Origin of the sequence: Populibacterium corticicola (assembly GCF_042683685.1) — a bacterium.
Classification (GTDB): domain Bacteria; phylum Actinomycetota; class Actinomycetes; order Actinomycetales; family Cellulomonadaceae; genus Timonella; species Timonella corticicola.
Window position 1 is genome coordinate 326,277 of the sequence record NZ_JBHUOP010000002.1, and the last position, 20,950, is coordinate 347,226.

Sequence of the window (20,950 nt, forward strand, 5' to 3'; positions counted from 1 at the left end):
CCTAGTCCCTCACGTGCCGGGGTGTGGTGTGTGCAAGTGAATCCTGTAGTTCTGCGTTCATCGGTTCCTCATCCACGGTCGTGACCGTACCGGTCTTATCCTGAATGTGGCTCGCGGCAACACCGACAACCTGCGCCGACACCACGACCACCGTGACATTGTCTCGGCCCCCCGCCTCAACGGCCGCTGCCACGAGCGCATCCGCCGCAGCCTGCGGCGTGGATGCCGCACTCCAGATCTCCTTGATCTCCGAGTCCTCAAGTTCATCGCACAATCCATCCGAGCACAGCAGGATCTGATCACCGCCCTCAATGGGGATCATCCAGTAATCCGGTTCCGGGTCGGTGACCGTTTCGAGTGCGCGCGTGATCACGTGCCGGTCCTTGTGGTGGCTCACCTCTCCAGGGTCCACCACCCCTGCATCGACGAGTTCCTGAACCACCGAGTGGTCGACGGACACCTGAGTCATTGTCCCGCGAACCGTGTTGAGCCGGTAGGCCCGAGAGTCACCGATGTTGAATACCAGCCAGTATGGCGCCCCGTCCTGCAATGCAAGTGCCACACCGCACACCGTTGTGCCGCCCACCCCATTGGTCAGAACATTCTTGATTGCCCCAGAGGCCCGGGTGAAACACCCATCAATGAGTTCCGGGGAAATCACCGAATACTGGCAGAGTTTGGAGAACTCATTGACCGCTATCGCGCTTGCCAGGTCACCGCGCTCATGCCCACCCATGCCGTCTGCCACCACGAACACCGGTGACGAAGCCAGGTAGGAGTCCTCGTTGATCTTCCGCTTTCGTCCGCTGTGCGTTGCGGCGCCCCACGCTTGATCCATGCTGTTCCTCACGTTAAGTGGACCGAAGTTACTGCAGTTCAATCCGAACCGCGAACTGGCCGCACATGACAGTTGCACCCGCTGTGATGCGAACTTTCTGTCCCGCTCCGCAAATCACCTGCTGACCGTCAGGCAGGGTGACGACCGTGCCGTTGGTGGAGTCGCGGTCGACAACGTACAGGCCACCTCCATCCGTCGCGATCATCAGGTGGGTCTTGGAGACTGTCCGTAGCGGGTCCGAGATGAGCACCAGGTTGCACGCACCGTCCTGTGGGGTGGGGTGAGGATTTCGGCCTATGAGGGTCGGCGCGGTGAGGGCGTAGCGATTCCCGTCACTGACGGAAAGCACGTAACGCAGCGGCTGGGTTGTGTCTGATGCGACCGCCCACATTCCGTTGTGTGACATGCATATTCCGTTTCGTGTCCGTGTTTCCAGCGCCCGGGCTGGGGTTCATCGTTGGTCTTTGCTGGTTTTGTACGCCATTATCTTTATCGGCGCGTGTTGGGTGATTCTCTCATAATCACCTATTCGTTACGAACTACATCCGTTACGCTCCGGCAGGTGCCAGCCTCGCGTCGCTCCTACACTCCGCTGCACTACTTTGTCCGTAACCGGCACTGTCCAGTCAGTGATGTGGCCCACCGCATAGATGGTGAGCCAAGACTCCGACTCGCACCACAACGGGCTTAGGACAGTGCGTCTCGATAGAAGCCCTCGATGTGCTGCTGCACGTGATGTTCCGCGAGCACGGCATCGCCCGATGCCAGGGCCTGAATGATCTCAGTGTGCTCGTTTTGGAGTTTGCGCAGGTAATTGACTGGATCGTTGAGATGACTCATACCTTGGTCGATGTATGCCTCGATTGACTTCCTGATCGCGAGCATCGTGGCCTCAATGAGCGGGTTCCCCGCGAGCGCAACGAGTTCGGTGTGGAACTGGGCATCGAGTTGTTGAAACTCGGTGAGTTCTATGCCCGGAGCGTTCATCTGTTCCAGTAGTTCGCGCGCGTCTTCGAGGCAGTCAGGGTCTGGATTTTGGTTGGTGCTGGTCGACTGAAGGTTGTGGGTTGCGCAGCGCATCGCGACCGCTCGGGCCGCCCAGGTTTCGACGAGTAATCGCAGTTCCACGACGTCACGTACGGAGGTTGCGCCGGATGCGAGGTGTAGTCGCATCGCGGAGCCGAGTCCTGCCGCGGGTTTGTCGATCAGGATCGCTCCGGCATCGGGGCCTGATCCTGTGGAGCGTTTCACTATTCCCATTGCTTCGAGCACGCGGAGAGCCTCACGCACTGAGGCTCTGGACACTCCGAACTCCTCGCTGAGGGCGCGTTCGGAGGGCAGCCGGTCGCCGAGGTACCACCGTCCGGATGTGAGCCCCTGTTCGATGCGCGTGAGCACTGACTCGTAGGTCTGCATAGAGTCCAGTTTAGTGCTGTTGCTGGCTGCCGACCGCGAGTCGGGAGAACTTGACCGCGGTGGTGTCGGATGGGATTCGTGCGACTCGCCGCGCCTGGAAAGTTGTGCTGTTGCGGACGGCCCAGATCGGCGAGAGTGTGGGGAGAACCGCCGGGACATGGGTCCCTATATGTTTTTCACCTGAGCCTTTGGTGTGGTCTGACCACAGGTGTATTGTGGATTTCTGTCAGCAAACACCCCCGATTTCGGGAAAGAAGTCCTACGAGAACATGCGAATCGCACTCGCCGCAACCTGCGTTGCAGACGCGCTCTTCCCCCAGGCGCCCATCGCAACGGTGAAACTACTCGAACGCCTCGGCCACGAGGTCCACTTCCCCGCATCACAAACCTGCTGCGGGCAGATGCACATCAACACCGGCTACCTGGACAAGGCCGTTCCCGTGGTAAAGAACCACGTTGAAACGTTTAAGCCAGTGCTTGACGACGAGTGGGATGCGATTGTCATCCCGTCCGGCTCGTGTGCGGGGTCGATTAAGCACCAGCAGGCCATGGTGTGCGATCGCGCTGGACTCCCCCAACTCTCGGCAACGGCCACGGCCGTCGCCGCACGCACCTACGAGTTGAGTGAACTCCTCGTGGACGTACTCGGCATTACGGATGTGGGCGCCTACTTCCCACACCGGGTTACGTATCACCCAACCTGCCACTCGATGCGCATGCTCGGCGTGGGCGATAAGCCCTACCAGCTTCTGCGTGCGGTCGAGGGAATCGACTTGGTCGAACTTCCTGATGAGAAACAGTGCTGCGGGTTCGGCGGCACCTTCGCGGTCAAGAACTCCGACACCTCCAGTGCGATGCTCGCTGACAAGGTCGCAAACGTCGAGTCAACCTCCGCTGAGGTTGTCAGCGCCGGAGACTACTCCTGCCTCATGCACATCGGCGGTGGGCTCAACCGTAAGGGGTCGCGCACCACCGCGATGCACCTCGCGGAGATCCTCGCGTCAACCAGGGAGGAGCCGGCCACCCCACCGCCCGCCCTGCGCGCGGGTTCAGCCGTGGAGGTGACTACCCGATGAAAACCTTCCTCGGAATCCCTCGTCCTGCCGCGTCACGAGCAGATGTTGCTGAGCCACAGCAGTATGCCGCCCGGCCCGGAAGCGCCACAACTCTCGGTCAAGATCACCGCACCCCAGGCGAACCGCTGCGCTGGGGTCCGCAGTTCCCGGACGCAGCCCGCGAATCGCTCCGCAACGAGCAGATGCGCCGCAACCTCAACTTCGCCACCACCTCGATCCGCGAAAAACGAGCAGCGGTCGTCGCGGAGGCACCCGACTGGGAACTCCTACGTGACGCGGGGTCACAAACCAAGATCAACGTCATGGCGCATCTACCCGCGCTGTTGGAGGAGTTCGAGCGGAACTTCACCGCACGCGGCGGAACCGTCCACTGGGCGCGAGACGCGCACGAGGCCAACCGGATCGTCGCCAATCTCATCAAGGACACAGGCTCAACCGAAGTGGTTAAGGTCAAATCGATGGCCACGCAGGAAATCGGCCTCAACGAATACCTCGAATCCGAAGGAATCGACGCATTCGAGACCGACCTCGCCGAACTGATCGTGCAACTCGGCGACGATCTGCCCTCGCACATTCTCGTGCCCGCGATCCACCGCAACCGCGCCGAGATCAAGGAGATCTTTAAGCGCCGCATGGAATCCGTACCCGACGGCATGACCGATGCACCGCACGAGCTCGCCATGGCCGCACGCGAGCACCTGCGCAAGAAGTTCCTGCGGGCCAAAGTGGCAGTGTCCGGCGCGAACTTCGCGGTCGCGGACACCGGCACGCTCGCCGTGGTCGAGTCCGAAGGTAACGGGCGCATGTGCCTGACCCTGCCGGATACCCTCATCACGGTCATGGGGATAGAGAAGATCATCCCGACCTTCACCGACCTCGAGGTGTTCATGCAGTTGCTCCCCCGCTCCTCGACCGGTGAACGCATGAACCCCTACACCTCGATGTGGACCGGCGTCACCCCCAACGACGGCCCGCAGAACGTGCACGTCGTACTGCTCGACAACGGTCGCACCCGGGCGCTCGCCGATGACGTGGGGCGTGCAGCGCTCAAATGCATCCGGTGCTCCGCCTGCCTGAACGTGTGCCCCGTCTACGAACGCGTTGGCGGTCACGCCTACGGCTCGGTCTACCCCGGCCCGATCGGTGCGATCCTGACGCCGCAACTCACGGGAACCTCCGGCCATCTAGACCCCAACAACTCGCTGCCCTACGCGTCGTCGCTGTGCGGCGCGTGCTACGAGGTGTGCCCCGTCAAGATCGACATTCCAACGCTGCTCGTACACCTGCGAGCGCGGTCAGTCGACCAGGACAAGGCCGCCCATCGCCCAACTGCCTGGGGTGCGGCGATGTCCGCAGCGTCCGTGGTCATGGCGGATTACCGCAAGTTCGCACTGGCCGAGAAGGGCCTGGGGGTACTGAAGCTGGCCGCCGGGAAGAAGGGGTACATCGAGAACGTTCCACTGCCCATCATCAACGGTTGGACTACCTCACGCGATCTGCCCACGGCACCAGACCAGACCTTCAGACAGTGGTGGAAGGAGAACCGCGGTTCGAGGGGTAGTTCCACACCGCCCATCCATGATCGCCCGCTGGGCGACACACCCCAGAGCTCTCAGGAGAAAGTGCAGGAGGGACGCGAAAATGACTGACGCCCGCACGGACATTCTCGATTCAATCGCCCGAGCGCTCGACGGCGTTATATCAAGCTTGAGCGACGCCGGATACGACGAGGTGCCGCGGAACTACCGCCACTCGTCACCTGTTGCCGCAGGTTCAGCCGAGGCTGTGGACATCCTCATTGACCGGCTCGAAGACTATCGCGCAGTGGTGCACAGGGTTCCCGCCGATGGTGTCGCGGCGGCTGTCTCCGAGATTCTTAAGCCATCGGGCAGCGTGGTCTGTCCGCCCGGACTACCCGTTGATTGGCTTGGCCAGGTTGCCGATCGAGTCTCGGTCGTGACCGACGGCACACCGGAATTCCTGACGCCCTATGAACTCGATGAGATTGATGCAGTCATCACAGCGGCCCGGGTAGCGTGCGCCGACACCGGAACTATCGTGCTGGACGGCGAGGCTGATCAGGGGCGTAGGGCGATAACCCTCGTCCCAGACACCCACTTATGCGTGGTTGAGGTTAACCAGGTGGTACATCTCCTCCCCGAGGCCGTCACCGTATTGGCGCAGCACCCCGAACGCCCACTGACCTGGATTTCCGGCCCTTCCGCGACCTCGGACATCGAACTCAATCGAGTCGAGGGCGTGCACGGTCCACGGAATCTGCACGTCATCATTGCCGGCTGATCCGCGCGGGAGAGAAATAACCTCGAAATTCATGGGCTCTATGAGGGACAATCAGAGCAACCACCCGCTGAACAGTTGGAAATCGCGTCTGTTGCACTGTGACAGTCACCGTACCCCGCAACAGATCGCCCCTTCGCTCAGCGTATAACCGAATAACCTTAGGAAGGTCCCATGCTCTGGTTTGTCGTTTCGATCGTGTTCACGCTCATCACAGTTGGATTGGTGGTGAACACCGCCAAGACACGAAAGAACTTCACCGCAACCGGACTGAGCCTCCCCGCCGAGCCAGCCGACTCGTCGGGAATCTTCAACCTTCCTCGGCTTGATGGCGAGGGCGACGACAAGGGCAAGTCTCGTAAAGCCAAGAAGCCAGCCGCTAAGAAGCCAGCCCGTAAACCAAGCTACCTTCCAGCAGTTGTGACCGCTGCGATCGCGTTCGGTTCCCTCGCCGCGTCGACTGTCTACACCCAGTCCGTTGGGCAGGCGTCCGTGCTCATCAACGCCGGTGGAACGATTGCCGGACAGAACACCGAACCAGGCTTCGCACTCAAGGCTCCCTGGCAATCGCTGTCGCGCTGGGACCTGTTCTCACAGTCCGTGACGTACGCTGGCTCCGGTAGCGGCATCCCTGACTACACCGGCGGTCAAGTTTCCGGCCAGTCCGTGACCACCTCGGTTCTCGGTGGCGCTCAGGCGGAATTCGACCTGTCCGTTGTGTACTCGCTCGACGGCAACCATGTCGAGTCCCTGTTCCGCGACTACCGTTCGCAGGAACGATTCACCAAGCAGGTCATCGAACCGGGCATCCTCGCGGTTGTCCGCGACGTTCCATCCCCGTACACTCCGGTGCAGTTCCGTGGTGAGAAGCGAGGCGAGGCCCAGGACCTCATGCTGGAGCGTCTCAATAGCCGCCTGAACAAGTATGGCGTTGAAGTTACCGTGGTCAACCTGCAGAACATTTCGTTTACCGCAGAGGTCGAAGAGTCCATCAAGGCCGTCGAGGTCGCGCAGCAGGAACAGGCAAAGGCCGAGGCTAACCTCCGGGCAACCGAGATTTCCGCTCAGGCCCAAATCGTTGAGGCGGAAGCCAAGGCGAAGGCAGCCGTCGCAGAGGCCGAAGGTCAGGCAAAGGCGAACGACATCCTCACCAAGTCCCTCACGGACAAGGTCTTGCAGCAGAAGTGGATCGACGCGATCCGCGACTCCAACGGAACGATCGTTGTACCTGACGGCGCGGCTCCACTCCTCAACCTGGACACCAAGAGCTCGGCGAAGTCCGAGTAGTCTCCACCGCTACGGGTCCGCATCCTACCAAGGGTGCGGACCCGCTTTTGTGCCCGTTGACCAACTGTGTTTGTTGAGCAGCGGTGTCTACTGGACACTCGATGGGGCATTTTTGGCCCAGATACGCTGAATTTTTCCATGCACCAGGATCAAAAAGCGCCCATCGGTTGCGCTCCTGCAACTACAGGACCCTCTGGACCATTGATCAGAAATATGAAAAGATCTTCATATATTCATAAGTTGATTGATGACAAGGAGTCTTCGGTGGCGCACGACCACAGCCAGCACAGCAATGATCACGGACACGCACACGTCACCGCCCTAACCGCAGGTGCCGCACACAAGAAACCGTTGATCATCGCTCTTGGACTTACCGCGACCTTCATGGTCGTCGAGTTGATTGTCGGATTCTCCATCAACTCGCTCGCACTCATCTCCGATGGCGCGCACATGGGCACGGACGTCATCGGGTTGACCATGGCGCTTGTGGCAATCGCACTCGCAAACCGGAAGACAACCTCAGATCGCACGTTTGGGTTCTATCGGATCGAGGTACTGGCCGCACTCGCCAACGGCCTTCTCCTGTTCGGCGTCGCGGGCTATGTGGTGTTCGAAGCAGTCGAACGCTTCCGCGAACCAACCGCAATCCCAAGCACTCCCCTGCTCGTTACCGCAGTACTCGGTCTGATCGTGAACATCATCAGCTTCAGACTGCTCGCAGCAGGGTCGAAGGAGTCGATCAACCTCAAGGGAGCGTCACTTGAGGTACTTGGTGACCTCATCGGCTCGGTGGGCGTGATTCTGGCAGCCATCTTGCTCTATTTCACTGGCTGGAACTGGATCGACCCGGTCATCGGTGTGGCTGTCGGACTGTTCATCCTGCCCCGTACCTGGGTTCTCATGCGTCAAGCGCTACGCATCCTGATCGAAGCTGCCCCGAAGGGCTTGGACGTTGACACGATGCGCGCACGCATAACCCAGCTTGACGGCGTAAACCAAGTTCACGACCTACACGTATGGACCATCACCTCCGGACTCGTGTCAGCATCCGCGCATGTGGTCATGGATACGGATGCACGCACCGCAGATGTGTTGCCGCGAGTCTTGAAACTACTCGAAGGCGAGTACGGTATTGATCATGCAACCGTGCAATGCGAACCGGGCAGCGCCAGCGGGTCGGATGGTTCCCTGTGCGGACATGACGAGAAGGGACTGATCTGATGACTGAGAAAACGGTGCAGGCCGCGCCAACCATCAACGAGGATACGAACGCACCCGCACTCGACGCCCTCACAGCGATCCACGAGTCAATCCCCTCAGCAAGCACAGTCTCACATATGGCCGACGTGTTCTCTCTCCTCGGGGACCCTGGCCGCATCCGTATCCTCACAGCGCTCTTGAACGGACCGCTCAAGGTACGCGATATCGCCGCGGTAACCCATCAGAGCCAGTCCTCTGCGTCCCATTCGCTGCGCCTACTACGCGCCCATCACGTCGTGTCAGCCACCAAGAAGGGCCGTGAGTCCTTCTACGAGCTTGAGGATCAGCATGTCCGATCACTGCTTGAGCTGACGCTGGCACACGTCAACCACGAGGGCCACACCCACTGACTCCCGGCATATAAGTCCGCGCACGCCACCCCAGTCGCGCTCATTGTTGCGGCCCTGTCGGCGGTGTCACCAGTTTTTCTAGCAACAGTGCCGACACAACCGCAACATCGAATCGAGCCCACCCACCTAGGTACAGTTGTTCTGCCTGGAAGATAGCCTGCTCAACAGTTTTGGATTATTTAGTCCGGGATTCTGGTCGTAGCAACCCACAACCCACCGGCAGGCATCTCGGAGGCATCCCACAGGGCAGCCGTCTCATCGCCTGCCGTACCGCCACCAGCCTCGATGTAATCGCCGACATGGGCGATCACTCTGTCTTTGTCACCGTTTGTCCATTTGAGTGTCTTACCATCGAGGGTGGCGTAAAATGGCCCACGGCAAGCACCAAACCCACGACTTCGCCATCTTCTGCGTGTGTGATCGTGAAGTACGCTTTGCCGTTCTCTACGAACGACCCGAGTTCACCAACAAATTCAGCATCAGGGTAGTAATCCCACTCCTCCAAAAGAGTTGGCGTGGGAATGCCCAACTCTGACGTATCCACACTTTGGGCAGAGGTGATAGGGGTAGAAGACCCCTGCGGTTCGCCTGAACAAGCCGCCACGGAACCAACCACAAGCGCAGTTACAACAACCACCCCAAACATCTTTCGCATTTCTCAACCCCCATAGACTCTTCATCATCTAGGGTGTCGCCAACACCGAGCATCTTTCATCTGCGGGACCGACCCAGAAACTGCTATCCACCCCAAGACGGATACCAATGCGACCATGGGCGACCGAATGCGACCACCCCATCAGGTCGCTTTGGGCTGCCGATGGTCACATTCATGAACCACGCCCACCCAGTACACACTCAATCGCGAAGAACTCGTTTGCCCCAGGGAATCAAGCACGTGCCCACCTAGAGCGAGCCGTTCGACCCAGCCGCCGACACGTCGCAAATCAGCAACATGCCACTTCACCCCCAATTAGTTTACGCGCAAGATATACCTTTTGAACTGCACAAATATTCAGCTTCTAGGACTTTATACCCTGCGAGATGACCTAGAACAGCATAGGTTGGAAAGGGTACCAACCATATGCCAAACATCGGAGGGAAAATGGCTATCTCGGTTCTGCTCAGCCCATCGCGTTACGTGCAAGGGAAGAACGCTCTCGCGGAGTTGGGTACCTACATTACGAAGATCGGCAAAAACCCGGTGATCGTCGCAGACGATGTCGTGTGGGGTCTCGTTGAGGAGACTGTCAGCACCTCGTTCGCAGGCGAGGACCTACCTGTCAAGCGCGTCGGGTTCGGCAAATTCGCCACCGCAAAGGCAGTCGATGAACTCGTAGAACTCATCGAGTCCGGCAGCCACGACGTCATCATCGCGATCGGTGGCGGTTCAGCCATCGACGCTGTAAAGGCATCCGGGTTCCTCGCGGACATCCGCTGGGTTTCAGTACCATCCGCAGCATCATCGGATGCGCCAACCTCGGCGCTGTCCGTCATCTACACGGAAGAGGGCGAGTTCGTTGAGTATCGTTTCTTCCCACGCAACCCGGACCTCGTGCTGATTGACACCCAACTCGTTGCAAACGCCCCAGTGAAGTTCCTGGTTGGCGGCATCGGTGACGCTCTCGCAACCTATCTTGAGGCACGTGCCACCTGGCGCGGGCAGGGCTCAACCATGGCTGGTGGACGTCCAACTCACTCAGCCTTTGCACTCGCAAAACTCTCGTGGGAACTGCTGTGGGAAAACGCCCTTCCAGCCCTCGATGCCGTTCGCGCCAAGACTGTCACCCCTGCGCTTGAGGCTGTCACGGAGGCCAACACGCTGCTGTCCGGGTTGGGCTTCGAGTCCGGTGGTCTGGCGGCAGCACACGCAATCCACAACGGCTTGACCGCTGCACCTCAGACTCACGGCCTGACTCACGGACAGAAGGTCAACATAGGTTCGCTCACCCAACTCGTGCTTGAGGGTGCGCCAACCCAGGAAATCGAGGATTTCATCGAGTTCACGACCCGCGTTGGACTGCCCAACACGCTGACCGAGATCGGTCTGAGCAACGAGAACACCAAGGAACTTCGCGCAATCGCTGAGGCCGCAACGGTCGAAGGTGAGACCATCCACGCAATGCCATTCCCTGTGAACGCAGACATGGTATATGACGCTCTGCTCGCGGTTGAGGGTATCTCTCGTCGCGTGCGCGCCGAGCGTGGTTTGCCTGAGCCGGAGCTTTATGTCGCCCACTGAGTGGTGATGTCGCTCTAACAACCAGTGGATGATGCCGCCCCTGTTCGGTGGGCGGTGGCCGTGATTGCGCGGCGTGGGAGGGTCTTAGGGCCCTCCCTTTTTGCGGTGTTTGAGGTGCCGACAGTTTGATGCAGTGTTTCGGCTGCGTTGGAGGTGTAACCGGTTTTTCTAGCAAGAGTCCCGACGCGGCCGAAACATCAGACCGCAGGGATCCGATGTGGGGACCGTCTCGCCTTAAACGCATCTGGGGCGGAAAGTTGTTTGGGAGAATGGACGGATGGAGTCCCCAGCCCCCTCACAATCCGCCAAGATCATTTTGTTGACCGGCCCTTCGGGGTCAGGGAAATCGCGTTTGGCGCGAATCTTGGGATTGCCGTCCGTGAATCTGGACAATTACTATCACGATCACGATTTTCCGGGCATGCCGCAGCGGTTTGGCATCACGGACTGGGACTCTCCGCTGTCGTGGCGCAAGGATGAGGCACTTGAGGCTCTAAAAATTCTTGCAGCCGGAAAACGTGCGGATGTTCCGATCTATGACATTTCGACCTCGCAGCGCACAGGCATGGGTCACGCCGATGTGTCTGGCTCTCCTGTGTTCATCGCCGAGGGCATCTTCGCTGCGGAACTCATTGATGATCTGCGTGCGGAAGGTCTGCTGGCCGATGCCCTGTGCATCACTCGGCCTCGCATCCAGACATTCTGGTTCCGGCTCATGCGCGATCTGTCCGAAGCCCGGAAGCCCCCGCTCACTCTCGTACGTCGTGGGTGGGGTCTGATGCGCGACGAGCCCCGTCAGATCAGTGCTTGGGTTGCGCAGGGGTGTCGCCCGGTTGGGGTGCAGGAGGCAGCCGACTGCGTGCGGTCGCACCTCTCACCTGCCTGACCCTTCACACATTTGAGGCAAGCACCTCGTCATGGTGGTTTTCCGTTGACACCCACCACAAAAACAACCATAAACACGGAAAATCACCACACGGCCGCCGGCCCCACAGGAACCAGCGCACACATACGTAAGGGCACCCAGACGCGAAACCATCTAGGTGCCCTTTCGTTCTTACGTGGGTGTCAGCTCACTGCGTCTTCGACGGTTACCGGTGTCTCGTCTGCTGGCACGGTGACCGCTGGGAGTGCGGCGCGTTCGCGCGAACTGAACGTGAACTCTCCGAGGAGTCCTTCGCCCTGCGCATCCACCACGATGACCTCGCCTGCGGAGAACTCACCGAACAGGAGCTTCTCGGACAGGACGTCTTCGATCTCACGCTGGATGGCGCGGCGCAGTGGTCGTGCACCGAGGACCGGATCGTAGCCCTTGTCCGCGAGCAGCGCCTTGGCCGCGTCGGTCAGTTCGATGCTGAGAGCCTGGTCCGCGAGGCGCTCGTCGAGGCGAGCGATCATGAGGTCCACGATCTGCAGGATCTCGTCGCGCGAGAGTTGTGGGAAGACGATGACATCGTCAACACGGTTGAGGAACTCGGGGCGGAAGTGCTGCTTGAGCTCTTCGTTGACCTTGTTCTTCATGCGCTCGTACGAGGTGCGTGGGTCGTTCGATGCGTTGAATCCGATCTGAACGCCCTTCGCCACATCCTTCGAACCGAGGTTCGTGGTCATGATGATGACGGTGTTCTTGAAGTCCACCACGCGGCCCTGTGAGTCGGTGAGGCGTCCCTCTTCGAGGATCTGCAACAGCGAGTTGAAGATGTCGGAGTGTGCCTTTTCAACCTCGTCAAAGAGAACAACGGAGAACGGCTTGCGGCGCACCTTCTCGGTGAGCTGTCCACCCTCGTCGTATCCGACGTATCCCGGAGGGGCACCGAACAGACGGGATGCGGTGTGCTTTTCACCGAACTCGGACATGTCGAGCGAGATCAGTGCGTCCTCGTCATCGAACAGGTACTCGGCCAGAGCCTTTGCAAGCTCGGTCTTACCAACACCGGTTGGTCCGGCGAAGATGAACGAACCGCCTGGACGCTTCGGGTCCTTCAGACCGGCACGGGTACGACGAATCGCCTGGGATAGGGCCTTGATTGCGCGGTCCTGTCCAACGACTCGCTTGTGCAGTTCGCCCTCCATCTTGAGGATGCGCGAGGACTCTTCTGCGTTGAGGCGGGTCACTGGGATACCGGTCGACATTGCGAGGACCTCAGCGATCAGGTCTTCGTCTACCTCGGATACGGTGTCGAGGTCACCGGACTTCCAGGCCTTTTCACGCTCGGCACGCTGCGCGATGAGGTTCTTTTCCTTGTCGCGCAGGGATGCTGCCTTCTCGAAGTCCTGCTCGTCAATGGCAGATTCCTTCTCGCGGCGTGCTTCAGCGATCTGTTCGTCGAGTTCGCGCAGTTCTGGTGGCGCGGTCATGCGACGGATGCGGAGGCGTGCTCCGGCCTCGTCGACGAGGTCGATTGCCTTGTCTGGCAGGTAGCGGTCGTTGATGTAGCGGTCAGCGAGGGTTGCTGCTGCAACGAGTGCATCGTCCGTGATCGATACGCGGTGGTGTGCCTCGTAGCGGTCGCGCAGACCCTTCAAGATTTCAATCGCGTGTGGCAGCGTTGGCTCGGCTACCTGGATGGGCTGGAAGCGGCGCTCAAGCGCTGGGTCCTTCTCGATGTGCTTGCGGTACTCGTCCAGTGTGGTTGCACCGACGGTCTGAAGTTCGCCGCGGGCAAGCATGGGCTTGAGGATCGACGCTGCGTCGATTGCGCCTTCGGCGGCACCGGCACCGACAAGGGTGTGGATCTCGTCGATGAACAGGATGATGTCGCCGCGAGTACGGATCTCCTTGAGGACCTTCTTGAGGCGCTCTTCGAAGTCACCGCGGTAGCGGGAACCCGCAACGAGTGCACCGAGGTCGAGGGTGTATAGCTGCTTGTCCTTGAGGGTCTCTGGAACATCGCCGATGACGATGTCCTGTGCGAGGCCTTCCACGACAGCGGTTTTACCAACGCCTGGCTCACCGATCAGGATCGGGTTGTTCTTGGTACGGCGGGAAAGAACCTGCATGACGCGTTCGATTTCCTTGCCGCGACCGATGACTGGGTCGAGCTTGCCTTCGCGTGCGGCCTGCGTGAGGTTGCGGCCGAACTGGTCGAGCACTGCAGAACCTGCAGGGGTTGGCTCGTTTGCGGTTCCGGCGGCAACCGGTTCCTTGCCCTGGTAGCCGGACAGGAGCTGGATGACCTGCTGGCGAACACGGGTCAGGTCGGCACCGAGCTTGGTTAGTACCTGGGCTGCGACGCCTTCGCCCTCACGGATGAGGCCGAGCAGGATGTGCTCGGTTCCGATGTAGTTGTGTCCGAGCTGCAGCGCTTCGCGGAGCGAGAGTTCGAGGACCTTCTTGGCACGGGGGGTGAATGGGATGTGACCGCTTGGGGCCTGCTGTCCCTCACCGATGATCTCGGTGACCTGCGAGCGCACTGCTTCGAGCGAAATGCCGAGCGATTCGAGTGCCTTCGCGGCGACGCCTTCACCCTCGTGGATGAGGCCGAGCAGGATGTGCTCGGTTCCGATGTAGTTGTGGTTGAGCATCCGTGCCTCTTCTTGGGCAAGGACTACCACCCGACGGGCTCGGTCGGTAAATCTTTCAAACATGTGCGCTCCTCACGACTGCGTTGCCTTCCTGCCTTCCCGGACGCCGGTGGGCACGGTTGGCTATACAAGACTTTAGTGGTTTAGAACGGGCCGAGTTACCGGAATATGCCCTTGTTCGCCAGCGGCGTGAATATTGTGGCGGCTTTTCGCAGTTCATCAGATCACCACACGATCTGTCCTTGGCGGGAATTTTGACTGTTGCACGGTCGAAACATATCGATTAACGTTATTATCGTTAATCGATATGCGGCCGTGCGGTCCGCAACGCCCAAGGATGGAACCATGACCACTGACCAACTCCCACAAAGGCTTCGCAAGGACTACACCATGCTCCTATGGCTGCTGTGGGGCGCGATCTCCATCGGAGCAGTCACTGTAGTAGGCGCGTCACTCACCACAATAAGAGACGCGATACGCAACACAAATGTGCCTGTGCACGTTAGTTTCGACTCTCTGCAAGGAACCGCACCCGTTGGAGAGAACGGGCAAGAAGTCGCTGTGAACATCGCAAACGGCACCTTGACGGTACCCAGCATGCCTGTTGCGGGGACTGCCGCAATGCTTATAGAACACGCGCTCGTACTGGGAGCAACGCTTACGTTCGTTGGCGCGCTGTACCTACTGTTTCGTCAAGTAACCAACGGCGTAGTCTTTTCTCCACGCAACACCAAAATCGTGGACACGCTCGCGGTATGCGCGATTCTGGTTACAGGTTTGGCCCCATTCTTCGGCAACATGGCCTCCAACGCGGCATTCGCTCAAGTCTCCAACTACACAGTAGACAACCCCGGAGGTTCGAATGCCATCATCGGACTCACCGCAGCGGCCGGAATTGGCTTTCTTACAAGTCTGTTCTTCCGTGTAGGCCATTCCCTGGCTGAAACCTCCGAAGGACTCGTGTAATGACACCAGCATCAATCGAGCACGAAGGCCCCGGAATTTATTGTCGGCTGGACGAATTGCTCGAGGCTAGGAACATGACCCTCACCGAACTCTCCGCACGGGTCGGCGTCAGCATTGTGAACTTGTCGGTACTCAAGAACGACCGCGCCAAAGCGATTCGTTTCTCAACCCTGCTGGCAATCTGCACCGAACTTGGCTGCGATGTGGGAGATCTCTTGTCCGTTACGCCATCGCGCTAGTGCACTGTTTCCAGTGGATACCCCAGGAGCCTTCGGTATCTCACAGATAGGGCAGGCCGAGGAATATCGTTCAACCTCGCGTTATTATCGCTCGTCAGCATGCAATTCCTTGGAACTTTGCACCCAGCGGGATGAGAGCCAGCAATGAGAGATGATGTACCGCCACTCGGCAGGCATGCAACCCCTGATGATACCGGTAGGTCAGATATGTCATTGCGGTACAAGATCGTTGCCTATGCACAGTTCCTTGTATGTTCAGCTTCGCTCACATTCATTGCCTACGACTCTGCCGCCGCACTCATCGCACTGTTTCAGGGCCGTGGGTTGCCCATTGCCGTACGCATGCCTGACGTCACCGGAACAGTGCTCGTTGAAAACGAGCCTGATGTAACGGGAAGAATCGCAAGCCTCATTCTCGATGTTTCTGGGTTCACGATGTGGCAGACCATCCAATATGTCGCTGCACACGGTTGCAGGGTAATCGGAATTCTCGCTCTCATCGCGTTTGCCTTCATTCTGATGCGCCGGTTCATGCGCTGGGAAATCTTCTCCCAAGCAAACACCGCAACCGTAACGTACGCATCAGCAGCATTAAGTGCTCTCGGCGTATCTATCCTGCTGCTCAATAGCCTGCGCGATAAGGCAGCAAAAGCCATTTTCGGAGATGAATCGAGTCTCTACGACTCCGGGCTAGATGTGTCCTACGGCTGGATTCTGGTCCTAGCACCAACCGTGCTCATCCTGATCTTCCGTCACGGCCAGGAACTACACGAGGCCTCCCATTCACCCCGAACCCCTGACACTGACACTGACTAGCATTCAGCCGCTATGCGAGAGCAGGCCCAACCCGATGGGCCATAAATTGCCCGCAGGCGCACACTCAAACAGTGCATGTGGATGAAAAAGTGCCCATCGAGAAGCGTGCGGCGTGCTGGGATGCAACCGACTCGTCGGTAATCGTGCTTTGTACGGCTAACAAATCGGGCACTATCTCGTACAGAGGAACACAGTCAGGCGGTGTAGACGTCCACGACGCGTTGGCCGATGTAGTCAACGTCGAACGTACGGGCCTGCTCGATCTGGGCGCGACTCTCGGCGGCGCGGGCTTCGGGGTCCTCAACATACTTCTTGAGTAACCGCGCAAAGGCCTCGGTGTTCTTCGCATCAACGATATTGTGTTCGAGGCCTTCCATCACCGTGCGGTATCCGGGGTTGTCACCGGCAATCACGACGCCTCGGCACGCCGCGAGTGCTTCCACCACGGAAATGCCAAAGCTCTCGCCACCGGTTGACGGCAGTGCAACGATATCGGACTGCGCAAGAAGTTCGGCCTTGTCATCCTCCGCAACGTAACCGATGAAACGCACAATCCGGTCAAGGCCGGTGGTGGCGGCATAACTGAGCAGTTGGTCAAGCAGCGGACCTTTGCCGCCAATAACGATCTCGAAGGGCTCATCAGTAATGTCAACGAGCCTGCGGCAGGCAACCAGAAGTTCGGCCACTCCCTTGCGTTCGACCAAGCGCCCCAAGAAGAAAATCCGTACGGGAGCATCCGACTCCTGCGGGGTCTTGGCGAGTCTGGCCTTCTCTGTCTCGTAGGCTTCCTCATATCCTGCGACGCGAACCGGGTTACCGATCACGATTGGATCTACTGCGAGTGCCTCGCGTGCAAACGCAGCTGCGGGAGTAGATACCGCGATGATCTGCTTAAACCGGCGTAGTTGCTTGCGTTGAAGCCAACCGAGCGCTCGCGTACCGATCCGGGTGAGACTCGACCACGGGAGAATGTGGAACGTGCCTACAAGCCGAGTCTTTAGATCTGCAGCCGCGATCACACGGCCAGCCATGAGTGGACTGTACGGCATGTGGATGTGCAGCACGTCGAAGTGTGTGGACTTGAGCAGCTCCTTGATGTCCTGCTTCGGCGCAGGCAACGGTATGCCCACCCGATTTCCATTGAACTTGAGGCGCCAGTTCTTGGCCAGGGAGTGCAAGTTACTCAGGTCAGTACGCGTGGTTGTGGACGTCAGGTAGTGCACCGTATGCCCCTGGAGCCTTAGCCAGCGTCCAAGAGTCAGGACGTGCTGTTGCACTCCATCGGTGGAGTCAAGCGAGTCATCGATGACCAAGCCAATAGTCAGTGGTTCGGTGCTGTTGGGAGTCTGATGCTCGCCGCCGGTGGAGGTGCTGTCAGGCTGAGGTGCGCTGCTGGACATCGGTTACCTTTGCGTGTGTCGCGTGCTGGGGGTGCGGGTGTGCTGGTTGGACGTCTTATGAGTCCACGATGATCGTGACGGGACCGTCATTGATGAGTTCGACATCCATATGAGCGCCGAAGACTCCCGTACCCACGGTCAGTCCACGCTCGCGTAGTCCTGCAACCACGGCTTCAACGAGCGGTTCGGCAATTGGTTGTTTTGCGGCGGCGTTCCAGGATGGGCGACGTCCTTTGCGGACGTCTGCGTAGAGCGTGAACTGTGAGACGACGATGATTGGTGCATCGCCGTCTTGCGCAGAGGTTTCGTCGTTGAGGATGCGTAGTTCAGCGATTTTGCGGACGATCGTGTCCACATCGTTCTGGTCATCACCGTGTGTGACCCCCACGAGAGCTACGATGCCTTGGCGGTCGAACTGGGAGACTGTCTCGTTGTTGACGGTGACACTCGCTCGCGCGGCGCGTTGCAGTACCGCGCGCACGTCACCAGCCTCCGCGATTGTTGTTGTTTTGCCCGAAACCGTAGGGCCGGATGGCCGGACGCACGTCGGCGAAGTAGATGAACGAGGGGATCGCGATAAGGAGCGCAGTGAGGCCAAGGTAGCCTGCACCGAGTGGTGGCTCAAGACCGAGGAATCCTACAAGTGCGAACACTGCAAGCAGGATGAGCCAGAACTTCTTGGTCCGCTTACCCTCACGTGCGAAGGCGTACTGGGGTCGGCGCGCGCAGTCGATCAGCGCTATGAGTTCGAGCACGAATGCACCGAACGTAAGCAAGAAGATGATGAGCCACTGGAGGTCAGCAAACATGGCACAAGGTTACCGGCTGGGGACACGGTAGAGAAATATAGGGTTCGCTACCGGTACACCGCCATTCCCCCACAGTTCCGAAGTACACACTGAAATTTCATGTGATTCTCCTGCTTCCGGTGGTTGCATTTTGATAAGTTTCTTGTAAATCCCTACAAAGACGTGGCGTTTACGGTTTGATTGCATCACCGACGACACACAAAGGAGTGTTGGTGAGCACGACACAGCACACGCTTGAGGCAACCCAAATCAACCACCTTCGCAACGGTCGGGTATCTGTGATCATCGCTTTCGCAGAGAGACGGCTACCATCAATCATTTACTGGGGCGAGGATCTAGGTGAACTCACCCCCACCGAGTTATCCAGCATCGTTGATGTCAGTACGCCGCCATTGGCTTCGAACCTCATTGACGAACAACCTTGGCTGGGCATTCTCCCAGAGCCCTCAATCGGCTGGATGGGAACTCCGGGTTTGTCTGGATCACGCGACGGACGCGCGTGGACGACAAGATTCGTCGTCGTCTCGGGGCTGCAGAGCTCTCATGATGAGGTTGATAGACTCGTCATCATCGCTGAGGACACTGACGCAGAGTTGACCTTGAACCTCACCCTCGAATTGCGGGCAACCGGCCTACTTCGAGCACGGGCAACCGTTGCCAACCACGGGGCGGACTCGTATCAACTCGATGACCTTCATCTAGCCTTCCCAGTACCGCATCGCGCGAGTGAGCTCCTCGATCTGGCTGGCCGCTGGGCCAAAGAACGCGTCCCACAGCGCACAGGTTTCCTCGTCGGTCAGCACGTACGTGAGCAACGCCAGGGCCGGACAGGCTGCGATGGTTCGCTCGTCACGATCGCCGGTACCCCACAGTTCGGTTTCAACCAAGGTGAGGTGTGGGGAATTCACTTGGGTTGGAGTGGCAATCACAGGATCATCGCCGAGCGTACGTTGACAAGCGAGAAGACGCTGGCCGCCGGTGAGCTCCTGTGGCCTGGCGAAGTTCAACTCTCCACTGGAGAAAACTACACAACGCCTTGGCTCTATGGCTCCTACAGCCCTGATGGCCTTGACTCCCTGTCAGCACGGTTCCATGGACACCTGCGTGAACGCCCCGACTACCCCACCTCGCCACGGCCCGTGACCATCAACGTCTGGGAGGCGGTCTATTTCGATCATGACTTTGACCGTCTCGTGCAGTTGGCAGACCAGGCGGCTGCGCTCGGCGTTGAACGCTACGTCCTTGACGATGGCTGGTTTGGCGATCGACGAAACGATCATGCGGGCCTCGGCGACTGGCAGGTATCCGAGGAGGTCTGGCCTGGCGGTTCCCTGAACAGACTATCCAAGCATGTTCGAGATCTGGGTATGCAGTTCGGTATCTGGTTCGAGCCTGAAATGATCAACATGGACTCCAACACCGCACGAAACCATCCCGATTGGGTATTGAAGCCAGAGGGTCGCTTCCCTATCGAAGGTAGATTCCAGCAGGTTCTGGATCTGTCCCACCCCGAGGCCTTCGCCTATCTGCTTGAAGCGATGACGAATGTCATCGAAGAGCTCTCAGTCGAGTACATCAAATGGGACCACAATCGAATGCTCCTTGAAACCGGTTCGCAGGTTACGAAACAAGCCTCTGTACGCCAGCAGACCTTGGCTCTCTACCGACTGATTGACGAACTACGGGAACGGTTCCCACGTCTGGAGGTTGAGACTTGTTCCTCCGGCGGAGGGCGAATCGATCTGGAGATACTTGACCGAACCGACCGCGTCTGGGCATCAGACTGTATCGACGCACGCGAACGCCAAGAGATTCAACGCTGGACCAGTCTGCTCATCCCGCTTGAACTTCTGGGAAGCCATGTGGGGGACGGAAAGGCCCATACAACTGGCCGAATGCACGAACTCGACTTCCGGGCTGGGACAGCGCTGTTTGGCCATTTCGGTATCGAATGGGACCTGGCGAAGGCAGAAGAGCAGGAACTCCAGTCTCTGGGTGAGTGGATTGAGATCTATAAGGCCAAGCGTTCTCTGCTTCACTCTGGGCGGATCGTCAGATCAGATGAGTCAGAACAGGGGATTTACCTGCACGGGGTCGTATCGCATGATCAAGCTGAGGGAATCTTTGCCTTCGTGGTCATGGAGCGACCAGTCTCGTGGCCTGTGGGAACTGTTCGCATCCCTGGACTCTCCCCCAGTAAAAACTACCGGGTTGAGGTGATCAAGCCGCTGGTACCTCACGACTCCGCACGACAGGCTCCACTGTGGTGGACCCAGGGAGTTGTGACGAGTGGAAAGGTACTTGGAACAGTCGGTCTGCAAGCTCCCGCCCTCTTCCCTGAGACGCTTGTTGTGTTCCAGATAATCGAGGTGACTCATACCTAACCTCCGTGACCATCGGATAGCGATCATCACGCTGCGGGAGGCCGTGC

At 58.9% G+C, this 20,950-nt stretch carries 21 protein-coding genes; 12 read left to right on the forward strand and 9 right to left on the reverse strand.

Features of this window, described 5'->3' with window-relative positions; genetic code table 11:
* Window position 1 precedes the first annotated feature (1 nt).
* The 3 genes from ACFSYH_RS05135 to ACFSYH_RS05145 form a co-directional block, all read right to left on the reverse strand.
* The gene (locus ACFSYH_RS05135; RefSeq protein WP_377465559.1) at window positions 2-838 is read right to left on the reverse strand and encodes a PP2C family protein-serine/threonine phosphatase; all 837 of its coding nucleotides are present in this window, start codon (window positions 836-838) and stop codon (window positions 2-4) included.
* 28 nt (window positions 839-866) lie between these two features.
* A complete protein-coding gene (locus ACFSYH_RS05140; RefSeq protein WP_377465560.1) occupies window positions 867-1,244 on the reverse strand; it encodes an FHA domain-containing protein in 378 nt (125 codons plus the stop codon).
* 281 nt (window positions 1,245-1,525) lie between these two features.
* Window positions 1,526-2,254: a FadR/GntR family transcriptional regulator gene (locus ACFSYH_RS05145; protein ID WP_377465561.1), complete on the reverse strand. Its 729-nt coding sequence runs from the start codon at window positions 2,252-2,254 to the stop codon at window positions 1,526-1,528.
* A 269-nt stretch (window positions 2,255-2,523) separates the two neighbouring features.
* On the opposite strand from ACFSYH_RS05145, the gene ACFSYH_RS05150 reads away from it, so the two are divergent.
* The 6 genes from ACFSYH_RS05150 to ACFSYH_RS05175 all read left to right on the forward strand — a co-directional run bounded on the left by ACFSYH_RS05150 (window position 2,524) and on the right by ACFSYH_RS05175 (window position 8,525).
* The gene (locus tag ACFSYH_RS05150; protein ID WP_377465562.1) at window positions 2,524-3,330 is read left to right on the forward strand and encodes a (Fe-S)-binding protein; all 807 of its coding nucleotides are present in this window, start codon (window positions 2,524-2,526) and stop codon (window positions 3,328-3,330) included.
* Window positions 3,327-4,979, forward strand: a complete 1,653-nt coding sequence (locus ACFSYH_RS05155) for a LutB/LldF family L-lactate oxidation iron-sulfur protein (protein WP_377465565.1) — start codon at window positions 3,327-3,329, stop codon at window positions 4,977-4,979. Before ACFSYH_RS05150 ends, ACFSYH_RS05155 begins: the two co-directional genes overlap by 4 nt.
* Window positions 4,972-5,631, forward strand: a complete 660-nt coding sequence (locus ACFSYH_RS05160; protein WP_377465566.1) for a LutC/YkgG family protein — start codon at window positions 4,972-4,974, stop codon at window positions 5,629-5,631. The genes ACFSYH_RS05155 and ACFSYH_RS05160 overlap by 8 nt, the downstream gene beginning before the upstream one ends.
* A 171-nt stretch (window positions 5,632-5,802) precedes the next feature.
* The gene (locus tag ACFSYH_RS05165; protein WP_377465568.1) at window positions 5,803-6,915 is read left to right on the forward strand and encodes an SPFH domain-containing protein; all 1,113 of its coding nucleotides are present in this window, start codon (window positions 5,803-5,805) and stop codon (window positions 6,913-6,915) included.
* Between the two features lie 264 nt (window positions 6,916-7,179).
* Window positions 7,180-8,136, forward strand: coding sequence for a cation diffusion facilitator family transporter (locus ACFSYH_RS05170; protein WP_377465569.1), 957 nt, complete (start codon window positions 7,180-7,182; stop codon window positions 8,134-8,136).
* Window positions 8,136-8,525, forward strand: a complete 390-nt coding sequence (locus tag ACFSYH_RS05175; RefSeq protein ID WP_377465571.1) for an ArsR/SmtB family transcription factor — start codon at window positions 8,136-8,138, stop codon at window positions 8,523-8,525. Before ACFSYH_RS05170 ends, ACFSYH_RS05175 begins: the two co-directional genes overlap by 1 nt.
* 179 nt (window positions 8,526-8,704) lie before the next feature.
* Here the strand turns inward: ACFSYH_RS05175 and ACFSYH_RS05180 are convergent, their stop codons facing one another.
* Window positions 8,705-8,836: a hypothetical protein gene (locus ACFSYH_RS05180; RefSeq protein ID WP_377465572.1), complete on the reverse strand. Its 132-nt coding sequence runs from the start codon at window positions 8,834-8,836 to the stop codon at window positions 8,705-8,707.
* The gene (locus ACFSYH_RS05185; protein ID WP_377465573.1) at window positions 8,833-9,162 is read right to left on the reverse strand and encodes a hypothetical protein; all 330 of its coding nucleotides are present in this window, start codon (window positions 9,160-9,162) and stop codon (window positions 8,833-8,835) included. The genes ACFSYH_RS05180 and ACFSYH_RS05185 overlap by 4 nt, the downstream gene beginning before the upstream one ends.
* A gap of 465 nt (window positions 9,163-9,627) precedes the next feature.
* Here ACFSYH_RS05185 and ACFSYH_RS05190 point away from each other — a divergent pair, with 465 nt between their 5' ends.
* Both ACFSYH_RS05190 and ACFSYH_RS05195 read left to right on the forward strand, forming a co-directional pair.
* Window positions 9,628-10,764, forward strand: a complete 1,137-nt coding sequence (locus ACFSYH_RS05190; protein WP_377465574.1) for a glycerol dehydrogenase — start codon at window positions 9,628-9,630, stop codon at window positions 10,762-10,764.
* 277 nt (window positions 10,765-11,041) lie between these two features.
* Window positions 11,042-11,650, forward strand: coding sequence for a uridine kinase family protein (locus ACFSYH_RS05195; RefSeq protein WP_377465575.1), 609 nt, complete (start codon window positions 11,042-11,044; stop codon window positions 11,648-11,650).
* Window positions 11,651-11,832: 182 nt separating this feature from the next.
* Here ACFSYH_RS05195 and ACFSYH_RS05200 read toward each other — a convergent pair whose 3' ends face one another.
* Window positions 11,833-14,352, reverse strand: coding sequence for an ATP-dependent Clp protease ATP-binding subunit (locus tag ACFSYH_RS05200; protein ID WP_377465576.1), 2,520 nt, complete (start codon window positions 14,350-14,352; stop codon window positions 11,833-11,835).
* 282 nt (window positions 14,353-14,634) lie between these two features.
* Between ACFSYH_RS05200 and ACFSYH_RS05205 the strand changes: the two genes are divergently transcribed.
* The 3 genes from ACFSYH_RS05205 to ACFSYH_RS05215 all read left to right on the forward strand — a co-directional run bounded on the left by ACFSYH_RS05205 (window position 14,635) and on the right by ACFSYH_RS05215 (window position 16,310).
* Window positions 14,635-15,255, forward strand: a complete 621-nt coding sequence (locus ACFSYH_RS05205; RefSeq protein WP_377465577.1) for a hypothetical protein — start codon at window positions 14,635-14,637, stop codon at window positions 15,253-15,255.
* Complete coding sequence (locus tag ACFSYH_RS05210) at window positions 15,255-15,494, forward strand: helix-turn-helix domain-containing protein (RefSeq protein WP_377465578.1); 240 nt, start codon at window positions 15,255-15,257, stop codon at window positions 15,492-15,494. Before ACFSYH_RS05205 ends, ACFSYH_RS05210 begins: the two co-directional genes overlap by 1 nt.
* Before the next feature lie 207 nt (window positions 15,495-15,701).
* Window positions 15,702-16,310: a hypothetical protein gene (locus ACFSYH_RS05215; RefSeq protein ID WP_377465579.1), complete on the forward strand. Its 609-nt coding sequence runs from the start codon at window positions 15,702-15,704 to the stop codon at window positions 16,308-16,310.
* A 194-nt stretch (window positions 16,311-16,504) separates the two neighbouring features.
* Here ACFSYH_RS05215 and ACFSYH_RS05220 read toward each other — a convergent pair whose 3' ends face one another.
* Genes ACFSYH_RS05220 through ACFSYH_RS05230 form a run of 3 tightly spaced genes read right to left on the reverse strand, consistent with a single transcriptional unit; the run spans window position 16,505 to window position 18,519 of the window.
* Window positions 16,505-17,710: a glycosyltransferase family 4 protein gene (locus ACFSYH_RS05220; protein ID WP_377465580.1), complete on the reverse strand. Its 1,206-nt coding sequence runs from the start codon at window positions 17,708-17,710 to the stop codon at window positions 16,505-16,507.
* A gap of 55 nt (window positions 17,711-17,765) precedes the next feature.
* The gene (gene dtd / locus ACFSYH_RS05225; RefSeq protein WP_377465581.1) at window positions 17,766-18,191 is read right to left on the reverse strand and encodes a D-aminoacyl-tRNA deacylase; all 426 of its coding nucleotides are present in this window, start codon (window positions 18,189-18,191) and stop codon (window positions 17,766-17,768) included.
* A gap of 1 nt (window position 18,192) precedes the next feature.
* A complete protein-coding gene (locus ACFSYH_RS05230; RefSeq protein WP_377465582.1) occupies window positions 18,193-18,519 on the reverse strand; it encodes a DUF2516 family protein in 327 nt (108 codons plus the stop codon).
* 212 nt (window positions 18,520-18,731) lie between these two features.
* On the opposite strand from ACFSYH_RS05230, the gene ACFSYH_RS05235 reads away from it, so the two are divergent.
* Entirely contained in the window at window positions 18,732-20,903 is a 2,172-nt protein-coding gene (locus ACFSYH_RS05235) for an alpha-galactosidase (protein ID WP_377465583.1), read from the forward strand.
* Window positions 20,904-20,950: the final 47 nt, after the last annotated feature.